The 15,350-nt window shown below is 56.9% G+C and carries 18 protein-coding genes; 6 read left to right on the forward strand and 12 right to left on the reverse strand.

What is annotated here, in order from left to right:
* Positions 1–98: 98 nt before the first annotated feature.
* From PKC81_RS02190 to PKC81_RS02215, 6 genes are all read right to left on the reverse strand, one after another.
* A complete protein-coding gene (locus tag PKC81_RS02190) occupies positions 99–1,040 on the reverse strand; it encodes a ParB/RepB/Spo0J family partition protein (protein ID WP_324333004.1) in 942 nt (313 codons plus the stop codon).
* A complete protein-coding gene (locus PKC81_RS02195; RefSeq protein WP_298604980.1) occupies positions 1,037–1,816 on the reverse strand; it encodes a ParA family protein in 780 nt (259 codons plus the stop codon). Before PKC81_RS02195 ends, PKC81_RS02190 begins: the two co-directional genes overlap by 4 nt.
* Positions 1,813–2,493, reverse strand: coding sequence for a 16S rRNA (guanine(527)-N(7))-methyltransferase RsmG (gene rsmG / locus PKC81_RS02200; RefSeq protein ID WP_324333005.1), 681 nt, complete (start codon positions 2,491–2,493; stop codon positions 1,813–1,815). The genes PKC81_RS02195 and rsmG overlap by 4 nt, the downstream gene beginning before the upstream one ends.
* On the reverse strand, positions 2,490–4,403 hold the full coding sequence (gene mnmG, locus PKC81_RS02205) for a tRNA uridine-5-carboxymethylaminomethyl(34) synthesis enzyme MnmG (protein WP_324333006.1): 1,914 nt from the start codon (positions 4,401–4,403) through the stop codon (positions 2,490–2,492). Before mnmG ends, rsmG begins: the two co-directional genes overlap by 4 nt.
* 70 nt (positions 4,404–4,473) lie before the next feature.
* On the reverse strand, positions 4,474–5,766 hold the full coding sequence (gene mnmE / locus PKC81_RS02210; protein WP_324333007.1) for a tRNA uridine-5-carboxymethylaminomethyl(34) synthesis GTPase MnmE: 1,293 nt from the start codon (positions 5,764–5,766) through the stop codon (positions 4,474–4,476).
* 9 nt (positions 5,767–5,775) lie between these two features.
* Positions 5,776–6,027, reverse strand: coding sequence for a DUF6489 family protein (locus PKC81_RS02215; RefSeq protein ID WP_298604969.1), 252 nt, complete (start codon positions 6,025–6,027; stop codon positions 5,776–5,778).
* Between the two features lie 98 nt (positions 6,028–6,125).
* Here PKC81_RS02215 and PKC81_RS02220 point away from each other — a divergent pair, with 98 nt between their 5' ends.
* Positions 6,126–6,836, forward strand: a complete 711-nt coding sequence (locus PKC81_RS02220) for a dienelactone hydrolase family protein (protein ID WP_324333008.1) — start codon at positions 6,126–6,128, stop codon at positions 6,834–6,836.
* A 3-nt stretch (positions 6,837–6,839) separates the two neighbouring features.
* Here the strand turns inward: PKC81_RS02220 and PKC81_RS02225 are convergent, their stop codons facing one another.
* From PKC81_RS02225 to hemE, 6 genes are all read right to left on the reverse strand, one after another.
* Entirely contained in the window at positions 6,840–7,433 is a 594-nt protein-coding gene (locus PKC81_RS02225) for a GNAT family protein (RefSeq protein ID WP_324333009.1), read from the reverse strand.
* 11 nt (positions 7,434–7,444) lie between these two features.
* Complete coding sequence (locus PKC81_RS02230) at positions 7,445–8,188, reverse strand: TerC family protein (protein ID WP_324333010.1); 744 nt, start codon at positions 8,186–8,188, stop codon at positions 7,445–7,447.
* Positions 8,185–8,475 (reverse strand): antibiotic biosynthesis monooxygenase, encoded by a 291-nt coding sequence (locus tag PKC81_RS02235; RefSeq protein WP_324333011.1) that lies wholly within the window; start codon positions 8,473–8,475, stop codon positions 8,185–8,187. The genes PKC81_RS02230 and PKC81_RS02235 overlap by 4 nt, the downstream gene beginning before the upstream one ends.
* Before the next feature lie 13 nt (positions 8,476–8,488).
* Positions 8,489–9,745 (reverse strand): transcription termination factor Rho, encoded by a 1,257-nt coding sequence (gene rho, locus PKC81_RS02240; RefSeq protein ID WP_324333012.1) that lies wholly within the window; start codon positions 9,743–9,745, stop codon positions 8,489–8,491.
* 156 nt (positions 9,746–9,901) lie between these two features.
* Complete coding sequence (locus PKC81_RS02245; RefSeq protein WP_324333013.1) at positions 9,902–10,345, reverse strand: CopD family protein; 444 nt, start codon at positions 10,343–10,345, stop codon at positions 9,902–9,904.
* Positions 10,346–10,362: 17 nt separating this feature from the next.
* Positions 10,363–11,397: a uroporphyrinogen decarboxylase gene (gene hemE / locus PKC81_RS02250; RefSeq protein WP_324333014.1), complete on the reverse strand. Its 1,035-nt coding sequence runs from the start codon at positions 11,395–11,397 to the stop codon at positions 10,363–10,365.
* Positions 11,398–11,699: 302 nt separating this feature from the next.
* On the opposite strand from hemE, the gene PKC81_RS02255 reads away from it, so the two are divergent.
* From PKC81_RS02255 to dnaQ, 5 genes are read left to right on the forward strand one after another with little or no spacing between them, the layout of a single operon-like run.
* Positions 11,700–12,551 (forward strand): pyruvate, water dikinase regulatory protein, encoded by an 852-nt coding sequence (locus tag PKC81_RS02255; RefSeq protein WP_324333053.1) that lies wholly within the window; start codon positions 11,700–11,702, stop codon positions 12,549–12,551.
* A gap of 11 nt (positions 12,552–12,562) precedes the next feature.
* Positions 12,563–13,147: a Maf family protein gene (locus PKC81_RS02260; protein ID WP_324333054.1), complete on the forward strand. Its 585-nt coding sequence runs from the start codon at positions 12,563–12,565 to the stop codon at positions 13,145–13,147.
* Positions 13,144–13,953 carry a shikimate dehydrogenase gene (aroE, locus tag PKC81_RS02265; protein ID WP_324333015.1) on the forward strand — a complete coding sequence of 270 codons (810 nt, stop codon included), beginning with the start codon at positions 13,144–13,146 and terminating at the stop codon, positions 13,951–13,953. The genes PKC81_RS02260 and aroE overlap by 4 nt, the downstream gene beginning before the upstream one ends.
* Entirely contained in the window at positions 13,950–14,573 is a 624-nt protein-coding gene (gene coaE, locus PKC81_RS02270; protein WP_324333016.1) for a dephospho-CoA kinase, read from the forward strand. Before aroE ends, coaE begins: the two co-directional genes overlap by 4 nt.
* 19 nt (positions 14,574–14,592) lie before the next feature.
* Positions 14,593–15,315: a DNA polymerase III subunit epsilon gene (gene dnaQ, locus PKC81_RS02275; RefSeq protein WP_324333017.1), complete on the forward strand. Its 723-nt coding sequence runs from the start codon at positions 14,593–14,595 to the stop codon at positions 15,313–15,315.
* Positions 15,316–15,350: the final 35 nt, after the last annotated feature.

The following is a 15,350-nucleotide window of genomic DNA, read 5'->3' on the forward strand; positions in this document are numbered from 1 at the left end:
ATAGTTAATTCGCCTATAAAATGCATATAATACAATTATATATGGAATTAACGGTGCCGTTTTGTCGGTAAGACTTCGCCGTAAAATCGCGTAAATCTCTAAAATTGTTCGCCCGTCAAACGCTGGCACAGCATGTCGAGCTGATCGAGGCTGCGATACTCGAAGGTGACAGCGCCTGCCCCGCCCTGCCCCTTATGTGCGATCTTTACCTTGAGTCCTAGAAGGTCGCCCAAATGCTGTTCGACGGCGCGGATATCAGCATCGTTGTTCGAGCCTTGCTGAATACGCGGTTTGGGGGCCTTGCCCTCTTGGACACGCGAGCGGCGAACCAATGCCTCGGTCTGGCGAACCGACAGACCTTGCTTGACGACCACCGCCGCCAGACGGGCGCAATCATCGCTGCCCAGCAAAGCGCGCGCATGACCCATCGACAATTTGCCTTCGATCACCAGCTCGCGGACCAGCGTCGGCAATTCGAGCAAACGCATCATATTGGCGACGTGGCTGCGCGATTTCTCGACAATTGCTGCCAGCTCACTCTGGCTATGGCCGAAATCGTCGCACAGCTTGCGATAGGCATCGGCCTCTTCGATCGGATTGAGATCCTGGCGCTGGATATTCTCGATCAGTGCGATTTCGAGCGTTTCCTCATCGGAAAGCTCCCGGACAACTGCTTTGATTTGGTGCAACTGTGCCTTTTGCGCGGCGCGCCAGCGCCGTTCGCCTGCGACAATCTGATAGCCGCCGCCATGCGGACGCACCAATATCGGCTGGATCAAGCCGTGACGTTTGAGGCTGGCGGCCAGCTCCTGCAGCGATTCCTCACTGAAATGGCGGCGCGGCTGGGCGGGATTAGGATGGATGTCGGCAACGGCAATCGTCGAAACACCGTCCGTCGGTTGCGCTGTGCCAATAGCGGCAGGCTCTCCGCCGCCGGCGACCCGGCTTGCGCTGCGATCGAGTGATACTTCGCCCAAAAGCGCATCAAGGCCCCTGCCCAGCCCCATTTTCTTGCGCAGCGGCTTTTCCCCTTCGCTCATGCTGCCATCTCCTGTGCGGGCAAGCGCGCCAGCAATTCGCGCGCAAGACTCATATAGGCTTCCGAGCCTGAGCAGCGATGATCGTAAATCAGGGCCGGTAGGCCGTGGCTGGGCGCTTCAGACAGACGGACATTGCGGGGGATCACCGTTTCGAACACCAGATCGCCCAGACAGCTGCGTACATCTTCGGCCACCTGATCGGTCAGGCGGTTGCGCCGATCAAACATGGTGAGCGCCACACCCAGGATCGAAAGCGACGAGTTGAAGCGATTTTGGATGCGCTCAACTGTTTGTAAAAGCTGACTTAATCCCTCCAGCGCAAAAAATTCGCACTGCAGCGGTACCAGGATGGAATCTGCGGCCACCAACGCGTTGATCGTCAACATGCCCAGCGAAGGCGGGCAATCGATCAGGCAGACATCCCAGCGGCTTTCCTCGACTGCCAATGCTCTTTGCAATTTGTGTGCGCGATCGGGATGATCGACCAACTCGACCTCGACGCCCGACAGGTCGACTGTCGCTGGTAGGATATCAAGGCCCGGAATCATTGTTCCAGCTACCGCTTCGGCCAGCGTGGCTTCACCCATCAACAGATTATAGCTGCTATATTCACGATCAGATGATTTCACGCCGAGACCGGTCGAGGCATTGCCCTGCGGATCAAGATCAATCAGCAGGCAGCGGCGGCCACAGGCAGCCAAAGCTGTTGCAAGGTTGATGGCTGTCGTCGTCTTGCCAACGCCGCCCTTTTGGTTCGCAATGGCGATCCGGATCATCTCTTCCGCCGTCCTTTCGCCGCAGCACCGGCTCTAGCCCCGGATGCGGGCTGAATATTGGTTCCGCGCACTGTGCCCACCAAAATCCCTGCTTCGGGGTCGGTCACGCTGGGTTCGACCGAAAAGTCAAAATCCCACGCCTTTCGGGCTTCCTCAAGTTCATTAACCGCATTTCGACCCTTTGGCAGCAGCCATTTCGTCTTATCTGTGGAAAATCGCGCGGATAAATCGAGCAATTTGGGTAGAGGCGCGAATGCACGTGCGCTGATGACATCATATTTTTGCGTTTCGACACGCTCGACAGGCATGCCAGCAACTCTCGTTCGGCCTTCAAGACCAAGAAAGACGACTGCCCGGTTGAGATACTCGATGCGCTTTGCACGTGATTCGACCAGAACCACATGCCAGTCGCTGAGCAGTGCAACGACAATGCCGGGAAAACCGGCACCCGAGCCAAGGTCTATCCATTGGCCTGGTTCGGATGGCGCCAACATTAGTAATTGCGCGCTGTCGACTATGTGCCTTGCCCAGATATGGTCGAGTGTCGATGCAGAGATGAGGTTCTGCCTTGCAGCCTCTACCTTGAGAAAAGTGATAAACGCCTCGAGCTTTTCCCATGTTTCACGTGAAACATTGAAATTCTGATCCAGCCAGGTCCGGGCTTCATCCTCTGTCATGCAGCCTTCTTGTCGCTCGCTTGCGCGCGTTTCGCATGAACCAGAATCGCTGCCAGCGCAGCAGGTGTAATCCCGCGTATGCGGCTTGCGGCAGCCAAAGTGTCTGGCCGCGCACTGTCGAGCCGTTCGACCATTTCATTTGAAAGCCCGGCGATGGTCCGATAGTTCATATTGTCCGGAATGCGGATCCGTTCATTCGCGGCAAGATCGCGTAACTCCGCTGCCTGCCGGTCGACATATGGAGCATAACGACCGTCTTGCTCGAGCTCTGCTATAACATCCTCAGACCAGTCGAGTGCTGTTTCACGTGAAACAACTTCATCCGATGGCACGACACGCAAAAGTTCAGACAGGATTACATCGGGAAAACGAAGCCAATCGATAAGCGGCATCTTGCCGGAATCCCGCTTTACGGGAATGCCTTCAGCAATGAGTTGATCCGCAGTGGCGCTGGCTTGAAGAAGTGCGGACAAGCGTACTTTCTCAGCCGCCTTTGCTTGATATTGCGCCTGACGCTCGACACCGACCACGCCCGCTTCCATCCCCAGCGGAGTGAGCCGAGTTGTGGCATTATCGGCCCGCAGACGCAGTCGATACTCGGCACGCGCAGTAAGCATCCGATAAGGTTCGGTGACACCATGTAGGACCAGATCATCCACCATCACGGCAATATAGCTGTTGGAGCGGTCCAGCGCCGGCATTTCTTTGCCCAGTATAGCACTGGCCGCGCCCATCCCGGCAACCAGACCTTGCGCTGCCGCTTCTTCATAACCGGTGGTGCCATTGATCTGTCCAGCGCAATAAAGCCCTTCAAAATCCCGCACTTTCAAGGTTCGGTCGAGCGCGCGCGGATCGATATAATCATATTCTACGGCATAACCTGGAACAACCATTTCCACGGTCTCCAACCCTGCCATCGAACGTACCATAGCCAGCTGGACATCAGTGGGCAGCGAAGTTGAAATTCCGTTGGGGTAAATGAGATGGGTGTCGAGGCCCTCTGGTTCGAGAAAAACCTGATGGCCTTCGCGATCGCCAAAGCGGAAGATCTTGTCTTCGATCGAGGGACAATAGCGGGGGCCCTGCCCTTGGATCGCACCGCCAAATAAAGGGGAGCGATCGAGGCCGCCGCGAATGATATCGTGGGTTTGGGAATTGGTGCGGGTAATTGCGCAGAAGATCTGCGGGACATGGCGGCGCGCCGTCATCGCCGACATTGTCCAGCTTTCGGAATCAGAGGCCTGTTCATCGAGAACCGCCCAATTAATTGTCCGGCCATCCAACCGTGGCGGCGTACCGGTTTTCAGCCGCGCCATGGGCAGCCCTGCCCCCCGAACCTGCTCGGCCAGTTTCAGCGCGCTCTGCTCACCGATGCGTCCACCGGTCAGCCGTTCCTCACCGCGAAACAGCGCTCCGCCCAAGAAGGTGCCGGTGCACAATATGACGGCTTTTGCCACCAATGCCGTCCCATCCGAAAGATCGAGGCCTGCCACCTTGCGATCGCTACCTACCGCGAAACGAAGTGCGGCCGCCTCTCCTTCGATCACTGTCAGATTGGGTGTCGCCGCTACTTGACGGTGAATGGAGGCCTTGAACAATGCGCGGTCGGCCTGGATACGCGGGCCCTGCACTGCCGCACCTTTCGAGGCATTGAGCATGCGGTAATGAATCGCCGCATCATCCGCCGCGCGGGCAATCAACCCGTCAAAGGCATCAACCTCGCGTACGAGATGGCCTTTGCCCAGCCCCCCAATTGCGGGATTGCACGACATCGCGCCAATAGTGTCACGAGCAAAACTGACCAAGGCTGTGCGCACACCCATACGTGCAGCAGCGGTAGCCGCCTCCACGCCTGCATGGCCGCCGCCGATAACGACAACGTCAAAATCTGTGTCTGCCCGATTACTCATCGCCCGGCCGCATAGCGCACCCCGCGCTAAGGGTCAAAGCAAGTCGAAGATGTTCCACGTGGAACAACTGCTATTTGCCGATACAGAATCGTCCAAAAAGGGCATCGAGCATATCTTCGGTGCTCGCCCGACCGGTCAGCGTATCGAGAGCCAGCCGCGCCTGGCGCAGTTCCTCCGCCATGATCAAGGGATCATGGGCCTTGCTCGCATGCGATAAGAACAACGCCGTATCGCGCAGTAAGTGCCGCTGCCGCTGGTTGAGTGCGAAGGCATCAGGCGGAGGCAGCATCTCCCGCCCTTTGGAAACCAGAAGCGCAACCAGTTCGGCCATTCCTTGGCTGCTTTTGGCGGAAACAGTGACAGCCGCGGATTTTCGAACACGACCGTCCATATCCGACTTTGCTTCAATCTCGACCAGATTGGCATGCTTAGGCCCTTCACCCTCAGCGCCAAGCCACAGCACAATGTCCGCTTCCGCAATCGCCTGTGCAGCCCTTTCTATGCCAATGGCCTCGATGACATCCCCACTGTCATCACGCAAACCGGCAGTGTCGGTGAACAGGAATGGAATCCCCTCAAACGCAACCGGCACCTCAATCAGATCGCGTGTTGTGCCGGCAATGTCTGAAACGATCGCTGCCTCGCGCGCCACCAACGCGTTGAGCAAGGTGGACTTGCCGCTATTGGGCGGCCCAGCCAAAACGATCCGCAAACCATCGCGCAATTTTTCGACCGGCGGGAATTTCAGATGATCGGCGATGGCGTCATGAAGCAAAGTACAACTTTTTGATATTTTTGAATATTCTTGATCTCCAACATTGTCCTCGTCGGAGAAATCCAGTTCTGCCTCGAGCATTGCAGCCAGCCGCAGCAAGGCTTCACGCCACGCTTCTACCTGTTGACTGAAGGCTCCTCCGGCCATTGATGCAGCCGCTCGCCGTTGCCATTCGGTTTCGGCGGATAGCAGGTCCGCCAACCCCTCGGCTTCGTTGAGATCGATTCGGCCATTGGCAAAAGCGCGCCGGGTGAACTCGCCGGCTTCTGCGCGGCGCAGACCATCGATTTCTGACAGCGCAGTTTCAACCGCGCGCACGACTGCACGCCCGCCATGAAGATGGAGCTCGGCGAGGTCCTCCCCCGTCGCCGTTGCCGGACCGGAAAAGATCAAGACTAGACCCTGATCAAGCAATTCCCCGCTGGCAGGGCTTTTGAGGTTCCGCAGCGCTGCCTTGCGCGGCGGCGGCAATGTGCCCGTCAGCAGCCTGACTGCCTTAAAAGCTTGAGCCCCGCTGATGCGTACCACCGCAATTGCAGCAGGTGGCGCGCCGCTGGACAGCGCGAAGATCGTATCGACGCTGTCCATAGCTGAAATCTACTTCTTGTCCTTGCCGCCCAGGCCGCCACCGGCCAATCCGCCCATCAGGCTTTTGATGAAATCCATGCTCTGATCGCCCATCGGCACCCAATTGCGGATCATGCCTTGCACCATGTCTGGCGTAAGACCTTTGTCGGCGACCTTTTTCAGCTTGTCGAGATAGACTTCATGCACTTCGGAAAGATCGGGCAGCCCCATCAGGCGGCGGACTTCCTCTGGGGTGGTATCGACTTCGATGTTGAATTTCATGGCTAGCCTCCCTGCCTTACAGCGATATTACCCGATTGTCGGCCGCACTATAGTCGCATAAGCGAAAGGGGCAATTTTTTGATTTCAGGAGCAAGCCCATGGGTGAAATGACAAAGATTCGCGCATTTGATGAAGATGCCTTGTTCGGTGCCTATGTTGCCAAGCCCGAAGGCGAGGCAAAGGCAGCCATCATCGTCATTCCGGAAATCTTCGGTGTGAATCCCGGAATCCGGCAGAAATGCGAAAATTGGGCAGAGGCTGGTTACCTGGCCGTCGCCATCGACATTTTCTGGCGCTTCGCACCGGGTGTCGAGCTCGATCCCGATGTGGAGGCGCAGTTGCAGGAAGCTTTCGGCTATTTCGGGCAATATGAACCCAATGACGGGGTCAAGGATATCGAAGCCGCCATCCACGCTATCCGCCGCGGCGAACTGGGTGCGCCTGCAGTGCAGAAGGTTGGCTGCGTCGGCTACTGCCTGGGGGGTCGCCTCGCCTATATGGCCGCTGCACGCACCGATGTGGACGCCTCGGTCGGCTATTATGGCGTCATGATTGATACCATGATCAATGAAAGCCACGCCATCGCCAACCCGCTGATGCTGCATATCCCGACGGCAGACCATTTTGTCGGCCCCGAAGCGCAGGCGGCAATCCATTCCGGGCTAGATGGGCACCCCAAAGTCGTCTTGCACGACTATGTAGGGCTCGATCATGGCTTTGCAGCCGAGATGGGCAATCGTCGTGATGAAGCAGGCGCGCAACTGGCGGATTCACGGACTTTGGCGTTCTTCCGCGAGCATCTGGGCTAGGCGTCAGCCGCGCGCCAATCGCATCTGCAGATTGCGCTTCACGCCTTCCCATTCGTTGGCCAGAATCGAATAAAGCACCGTATCGCGAACACGCCCGTCTAGGATCTGGTGGTTGCGGATCAGTCCGTCTCGCTTCGCGCCCAGCCTTTCGATCGCGCGCTGCCAGGCGAAATTGAAATGATCGGTGCGGAACTGCACGCAAACGCAATCCATCGCTTCAAAAGCGTGCGTCAGGAGCAGTAGCTTGGCTTCACTGTTGATCGGTGTGCGTTGCACCCGACTGGCGTAAAAGGTTGTACCAATTTCAAGCCTGCGATGCGGCGCATTCATCCGCATATAGCGTGTGGCACCGACTATATCGCCGCTGGCCTTCTCTATGACCACAAAGGGCATGATCCGGCCCCAGCCCTGCTCGCGCTCGGCTCGGTCGAGATAGGCCTGTATCGAATCCGGGCCAGGGACGACAGTATAGAACAACTCCCACAGCTTGCCATCACTTGCAGCGTCAACGATTGCAGGCCCGTCAGCGCGAACCATCGGCCTCAGCAGGACATGGCGACCCTCCAGCACCGGTTGTTCGGTCCAGGAGTTCGCCATATCCGGATTCCTCAGCCACCAATCAGCGGAGCGACGAACTTGCCAAGACCCAATTGCGGATCAACCCAGCCGTCATAGATCATCTTGATCGCGACATAGACGATGACGGCAAGGCCGATCCAGGCAATCCACCGATAACGTTCGATATATTTGGCGATGATGTTGGCAGCGACGCCCATCAAGGCGACAGCAAAGACGAGGCCGACGATCATGATGCCGGGATGGTCCTTCGCCGCACCAGCAACCGCGAGGACATTGTCGAGGCTCATCGACACGTCAGCTATGGCTACCGCCCAAGCGGCACCGACAAAACTTTTCGCAGGCTTGATACCCGAATCCTCGTCACCCGCTATTTCGGGAGAGCCGGGGGAATCGGTACCATGATCTGCGCCAATGTCGCGGTACATCCGCCAGGCGACCCAGAGCAGCAACACGCCGCCCGCAAAGATCAGCCCGACGATTCCCAGCAGCCATGTCACCATCAGCGCAAAGGCAACGCGCAGCACCAATGCGGCGATCACACCAATGGCGATCACCTTTTTACGCTGGTCCGCAGGTAGACCGGCTGCAAGTGCACCGACGACGATGGCATTGTCCCCCGCAAGCACGATGTCGATCATCAACACCTGCAGGAATGCGGTCAACGCCGAGGGCGAACCTATGTTCGAAAAATCCTTGACGATCGCCGCCCAGATTTCGGCGGGTCCACCCAGCGAAGGGACAGCAGCGGCGCTGGCAAAAATCAATTCAATCACAACGGATCCTCAAAATAGTCGACGCTCGGCATAGGGTCATAGAAAGGATGGAGCAAGGCCCGCCATTGCTGATAGCGATCCGAATTGCGGAATCCGTCGCGATGGTCGGCAATCGAATCCCAACGCACGAGCAGCAGATAAAGCCCTGGCTTTTCGGCTGCTGGACGAACCTCGATTCCCTGAAAGCCCGGCGAAGCGTTAATCAGTGGCTTGGCATTTGCCATCGCCAACTCAAAAGCTGCTTCCTCGCCGGGCCGAACTTGTAAAAGCGCATGTTCGATTATCATGCGCAGTCCAGTCTTACTGGTTCATCGAATCGAAGAAGTCCTCGTTGGTCTTCGAATCCTTCATCTTGTCGAGCAGGAACTCCATCGCATCGACGGTGCCCATCTGCATCAATATGCGGCGCAGGACCCACATCTTGGTGAGCTTGTCCTTCTCGACCAGCAGCTCTTCCTTGCGGGTGCCCGATTTGCCGACATCCAATGCCGGGAAGATGCGCTTGTCCGCGACCTTGCGATCGAGGACGATTTCGGAGTTACCCGTGCCCTTGAATTCTTCGAAGATCACTTCGTCCATACGGCTACCAGTATCGATCAGCGCGGTAGCAATGATGGAGAGCGAACCACCTTCCTCAATGTTGCGCGCAGCACCGAAGAAGCGTTTCGGGCGCTGCAGGGCGTTGGCATCGACACCACCGGTCAGCACCTTGCCCGAAGAGGGAACCACGGTGTTGTAGGCGCGGCCCAAGCGGGTGATCGAGTCGAGCAGGATGACGACATCATGCTTGTGCTCGACGAGGCGCTTCGCCTTTTCGATCACCATTTCAGCGACCTGAACGTGGCGAGTGGCGGGTTCGTCAAAGGTCGAGCTGACAACTTCGCCCTTCACGCTGCGCTGCATGTCGGTGACTTCTTCGGGACGCTCATCGATCAAAAGGACGATCAGGAAGACTTCCGGGTGGTTATCGGTGATCGCCTTGGCGATATTCTGCAGCAGCACGGTTTTACCAGTGCGCGGCGGCGCTACGATCAGCGCGCGCTGGCCTTTGCCCTGCGGGCTGATGATATCGATCACACGTGCCGACTTGTCCTTGACGGTCGGATCGAGCGTATCGAGCGTCAGTTTCTGGTCGGGATAAAGCGGCGTCAGGTTATCGAAATTGACCCGGTGGCGGACAGCATCAGGATCATCGAAATTGACCTTGAGCACCTTGGTCAGTGCGAAATAACGCTCACCATCCTTGGGTGCGCGGATTTCGCCTTCGACAGTGTCACCGGTGCGCAGGCCATATTGGCGCACCATATTGGGCGAGACATAGATATCGTCGGGTCCGGCGAGATAATTGGCTTCGGGAGAACGCAAGAAACCGAAACTGTCGGGGAGTACCTCGATCGTGCCTTCGCCGATGATCTGCTCGCCATCTTCCGCCATTTCCTTGAGGATGGCGAACATAAGGTCCTGCTTGCGCAGCGTCGAGGCACCTTCAATCTCCAGCTCTTCGGCCATCGAGACGAGTTCGGCGGGTTTCTTGTTCTTGAGGTCTTTTAAATGCATGTGCGTGTTCCGCTGGAAAATAGCTGGCCGACGTAAAGAGATGCCGGCGGGATAGGAAAAGGTCGATGGCGCTGTCGTTGAAAAGAGGAATGCGCCTCACGCCCAGAACGGGCTTGGGAGTTAATTAGGCTATTGAAGCCAAATAGTCAATGCTGGTCAGAACGGCTTGGCAACAACCAATATCACGATAATGGCAGCCGCAATCCCCGGCACTTCGTTGAGGATGCGCAATTTCTTCCCCTCAATCGGGCGCTCGCCGGCCGCCAGTTTCTTAGCATAGCCGACCATCCAGCCATGATAGGCCGAGAGCCCCAGCACCGCGAGCAGCTTGGCATGGAACCAGCCTTCGCTCAGCGCCGAGATATGCCAGGCGAGCAGCAGGCCGACGACCCAGACGATGACCATCGACGGGTTGAGGATGATCCGCACCAGACGCCGCTCGCGTTCGACCCAGCGTGACGCCTCTTCAGATCCTTCAGGGTTTTCCTGATGGTAGACGAAGAAGCGCGGTAGCATGAACAGCCCGGCCATCCAGAAGATGACGAAGATGATATGCGCCGATTTGAGCCAGAAATAGAGCAATGCGATGGTTTCCGTCATTCGGGAATCCGCCTTGGTTATCCCCCGCGGACCAAATTAAGCAGCTTTTCGACATGCGCAATGGGGGTATGCTGCAAAATGCCATGGCCGAGGTTGAAAATATGTGGGCGGTTTTCGAAGGCAGCCAAAATCCGCGCGACTGCGTCTTCCAAAGATTCCCCTCCGGCCATCAATGCCAACGGATCGAGATTTCCCTGCACCGGCAAGCTTTCGGGTAGCGAGGCATTCGCCCAGACCGGATCGACTGTTTCGTCAAGGCCGATCGCGCCAGGCTTTACCTCCTGAGCATAGGCCACAAGTTTGGCACCCGCTCCCTTGGGAAAGCCGATGATCGGGGTTTCCGGATGGCGTTTGCGCAGCTCTGAAACGATCTTTGCATTAGGCGCTATCACCCAGCGCTCGAATTGCGCCGGGCTCAGCGAACCAGCCCAGCTATCAAACAGCTGCACCGCATCAACGCCCGCCGCAATCTGCTTGGAAAGATAATCAATGGTGGTTGCTGTTATGGCGTCAATCAGCTCACCGAACTTTTGCGGGTCCGAATAAGCCAGTGCCCGCGTCTCCGCATGGTCCTTGCTGCCCTGCCCCACCACCATATAGGTCGCAACAGTCCAGGGGCTGCCTGCAAAGCCGAGAAAGGTGGTTTCGGCGGGCAAGGCAGCACGAACCTTGCGTACCGTCTCATAGACCGGCTCCAGACGTTCTGGGGCTGGAGTGAATTCGCGCCAATCATTTTCGGACAGTCTGGGCGCCAACCGCGGGCCCTCACCCGTCTCAAACCAGAGATCCTGTCCCATCGCGTGCGGGACAACGAGGATATCGGAAAAGAGGATCGCGCCATCAAAGCCGAAACGGCGGATCGGCTGCAAGGTGATTTCGCATGCTGCATCGCTATCATAAGCGAGTTCGAGGAATCCGCCCTTCTGCGCACGCAGTTCGCGATATTCAGGTAAATAGCGACCAGCCTGACGCATGAGCCAGACTGGCGGGACGTCGAGTTTTTGACCACGCAATACGGCGAGCAATTTTCGGGTGGGCAATTCGGTCGCCATGCAGGAATCCAACAAATAAATAATAGATATAAGGATGATGAAATATGATGCGCTGTGGGCAAGTGTGGCCTTTAGGCACATATCTATCTTTTGCCAACATATTGACTCTTGAGGTCGTTGATAAGCGGACGATTCGGTGTCCGCTTTCCCCGTTATTCACAGGCTGTGGACAGCAGTTTCCGGCTGTGGATGAATTGTGCCCGAATCCGAGAGAGATTCAGGATGCGACGGGCATAAATCTACTCCCCATTTTCATCCCTTGATTTATCCCCAAGCTGCCCACAAAGCTGTGCGGGAAGGACATTTCATTGCAAAGCCGCATCCATCTTCATCTTCTTTCGGACTCCACTGGCGAAACGCTGGAAAATATCGCGAAGGCCGCGCTTGCCCAGTTCGACGAGGTTGATGTCGTCAAGCATTTCTGGCCCATGGTGCGGTCAGAAGCGCATCTTGATCGCATCCTTGTCGATGTTGCGGCAAATCCCGGTCTGGTGCTGTTCACGCTGGTCAATCTCGCGATGCGGCAAAAGCTTGAAGATCGATGCCGCGCACTTGGTTTGCCGACCGTTGCGGCTTTGGACGCGGTAACCGATGCATTGTCCGGCATATTGGGGCAACAGGCGAAAGCACGACCGGGGCGGCAACATGCGCTTGATGCCGCCTATTTCGCCCGGGTCGAGGCGATCCAATATACCATTGCGCATGATGACGGGCTAAACCATCATGAATGGGAAGAGGCTGATATCGTGCTGGTGGGTGTTTCGCGCACATCAAAGACTCCAACCAGCATCTATCTCGCCAATCGCGGCTATAAGACAGCCAATATTCCGTTGGTTCCGGAATCGCCGCCGCCTCCCGCGCTCTACACTCTCAAACATCCGATGGTTGTCGGCCTTGTCACCAGTGCAGACCGGCTGGTGCAGGTACGGCGTAATAGATTGCTGTCGCTAAACCAGGCACCTGACACCGATTATGTTGCTGAAGACAAGGTGAAGGAAGAAATCGCCTTTGCCCGGCGCATCTTTGGCGACAATGGTTGGCCCGTAATCGACGTGACCCGACGATCGATTGAGGAAAGCGCGGCGGCAATCATCAACCTGTTCAACGAACGGCAGGTGCGTGATGTGCCGAGTGGAGAGGGTGCACCCGTTTGACCCGGATCATATTGGCTTCGACGAGCGTTTCTCGAAAACAAATACTTGATAATGCTGGATTATCATTTGACGCCATGGCGCCGATGGTTGACGAGGATGCCATCAAGCAAAGCCTGCAGGATGAAGGTCTTGGGCCGCGCGATATCGCCGATGCGCTTGCTGAGGCCAAAGCAACCAAGCTGTCGGCAAAATATCCGGAGTCGCTGGTGATCGGTGCAGATCAGACGCTGGCACTCGATAAAGGTCCGCTTTTCGACAAGCCGGACAGCCCGGACACGGCCAAGGCGCAATTGGAACAAATGGCCGACTGCAGCCACCGCCTGTTCAGCGCAATAGTCGTTGCCCAATCGGGTCAACCGGTCTGGCGGCATATAGGCGTTGTCCGGATGCATGTCCGGCCATTGAGTCCGGCTTTCATCGATTCCTATGTTGAGCGCAACTGGAACGAGATCCGCCATTGTGTGGGCTGTTACCAGATCGAGGGAGAGGGCGCGCAGCTATTCACCCGAATAGAGGGGGATTATTTCGACATCATGGGATTGCCGCTTCTACCCCTCCTCGCCTATCTGCGCGAGCGAAAGGAAATGCCGTCATGACTGCTTATGCCGAAGTGATCGGCGATCCGATCAAGCACAGCAAATCGCCATTGATCCACGGATTCTGGTTACAGAAGCTTGGTATTGTTGCCGATTACAGGGTGCATCATGTGCTTGCAGAAGATCTGGCCACCTATTTCGATAATCGCAGCGGCGATCCCGATTGGCGCGGGTGCAACATAACCATTCCACACAAGATTGCCGCACTCGATCATGTCACCGACCCCGGCGGGGTGCGGCAATCCATAGGCGCTATCAACACGGTCTTTCGCGGTGAAAAGGGTGAGTTGGTGGGAACCAACACGGATGCAGCAGGTTTCTTTGCCCCGATTTCAGAGGACGAATGGGCGCATCGCGATGCTGTTGTCATTGGCGCAGGTGGAGCAGCCCGCGCGATCCTGTTTGCGCTGGCGCAGGCCGATATTGGTTCGGTGACGATATTGGCGCGCAGTCCATTAAAGGCGGCAGCCTTGCTGAGCCATTTCGGATTGAAGGGCCAGGTGTTGAAAATGGATGCGCCTTTGCCTCCTGCGGAATTGCTGGTGAATTCGAGCCCGCTGGGCATGACCGGACAGCCGCCACTGGAAATCAACCTGTCGCCATTGCCTGAAGATGCGGTGGTTTATGACATTGTCTACTCGCCGCTTGAAACCAGTCTGCTGAAGCAAGCGCGCGGCCTTGGTCTCGATACGGTTGACGGGCTCGACATGTTGATCGGACAGGCAGCTTTTGCTTTTGAACTGTTCTTCGGACAGGCGCCACCCGCCGATTGCGAAGACGAATTGCGTACGTTGTTGCTCAAATGACCGAAACCCGAAAACGTCCGCTTATCCTCGGCCTTACTGGCTCGATTGCGATGGGGAAATCGACCGTCTCGCAAATGTTCGTCGATGAAGATGTCCCGCATTTTGATGCCGATGCAGCGGTGCATAAGCTGCAGGGTCCGGGTGGGGCGTTGGTCACCGAGATCGAGGCGGCCTTTCCAGGCACCACCGGCCCGCAAGGCGTTGACCGCCTGAAACTGGGTCCGATCGTACTGGGTGATAAAGAAAAGCTGGCAAAGCTTGAAGGCATTATTCACCCCGCAGTGGGTAAGTTGCGTGCCGATTTCCTCGAAGCCCATCGCGATGCACCGATGGTCCTGTTCGACATCCCGCTGCTGTTTGAAAAAGGCGGGCATCAGGGTGTCGACAAGATTTTGGTCGTCTCGGCTCCAGCCGATCAGCAGCGTCGTCGCGCCCTTGCACGTGAAGGCATGACGATCGAGAAGTTCGAACATATCCTTTCGCTGCAAATGCCTGACGATGAAAAGCGCAAACGTGCCGATTTCGTCATCGATACCGGCACCAGTATAGCGGACACGCGCGAACAGGTGAGAAATCTCATTAAAAATTTGCGGGCTAGCCTTGCAGACTCACGCAAATAGGCCGATATGAATCGATAGAATGCGAGAGATTATTTTCGATACCGAAACCACCGGTTTCGACCCGCTGACCGGAGACAGGATGGTCGAGATCGGTTGCATCGAAATGGTCGGACGGGTGATGACCGGCGCAACCTTCCACTGTTATTTCAACCCTGAACGGGGCATGCCCTCTGCCGCTGAAGCGGTGCACGGGCTTTCGGACAAGTTCCTTTCGGACAAGCCACTTTTCGCCAGTCAGGCCGACTCCCTGCTCGAATTTCTCGGCGACAGCCCGCTGGTCGCGCACAATGCAAGCTTCGACTTCGGTTTTCTCAATATGGAGCTGGGGCGGTGTGGTCGTGCGCCGATCGATATGGGGCGCATGGTCGATACCATAGCGATTGCGCGAACAAAGCATCCGGGTGCGAAGCTCTCGCTCGACGCGCTCTGCACCCGTTACGGCATTGATCGGAGCCACCGCACCAAGCACGGCGCCCTGCTTGACGCCGAATTGCTCGCCCAGCTTTACATTGAGCTGACCGGAGGGCGGCAAATCGGCCTTGGTTTTGGCGATTCAGCGACCACCAGCATCGAAATCGAAGCTACGCGGATTTCGCTGGTCCGCACCGACCGGCCATTTCGCAGCCCGCGACCACACCAACCTCTCCCTGACGAGCTGGAGCGCCATCGCGCTTTTGTCGCTACCATCAAGGACGCGCTCTGGACCGAAGGGGAAAGACGCGCATTTTCGCCAAGTGATTAACAGCCGTTTCTTTCGGAACGGCGCAAATAAGGAGA

The organism is Sphingorhabdus sp. (genome assembly GCF_035329025.1).
Lineage (GTDB): Bacteria > Pseudomonadota > Alphaproteobacteria > Sphingomonadales > Sphingomonadaceae > Sphingorhabdus_B.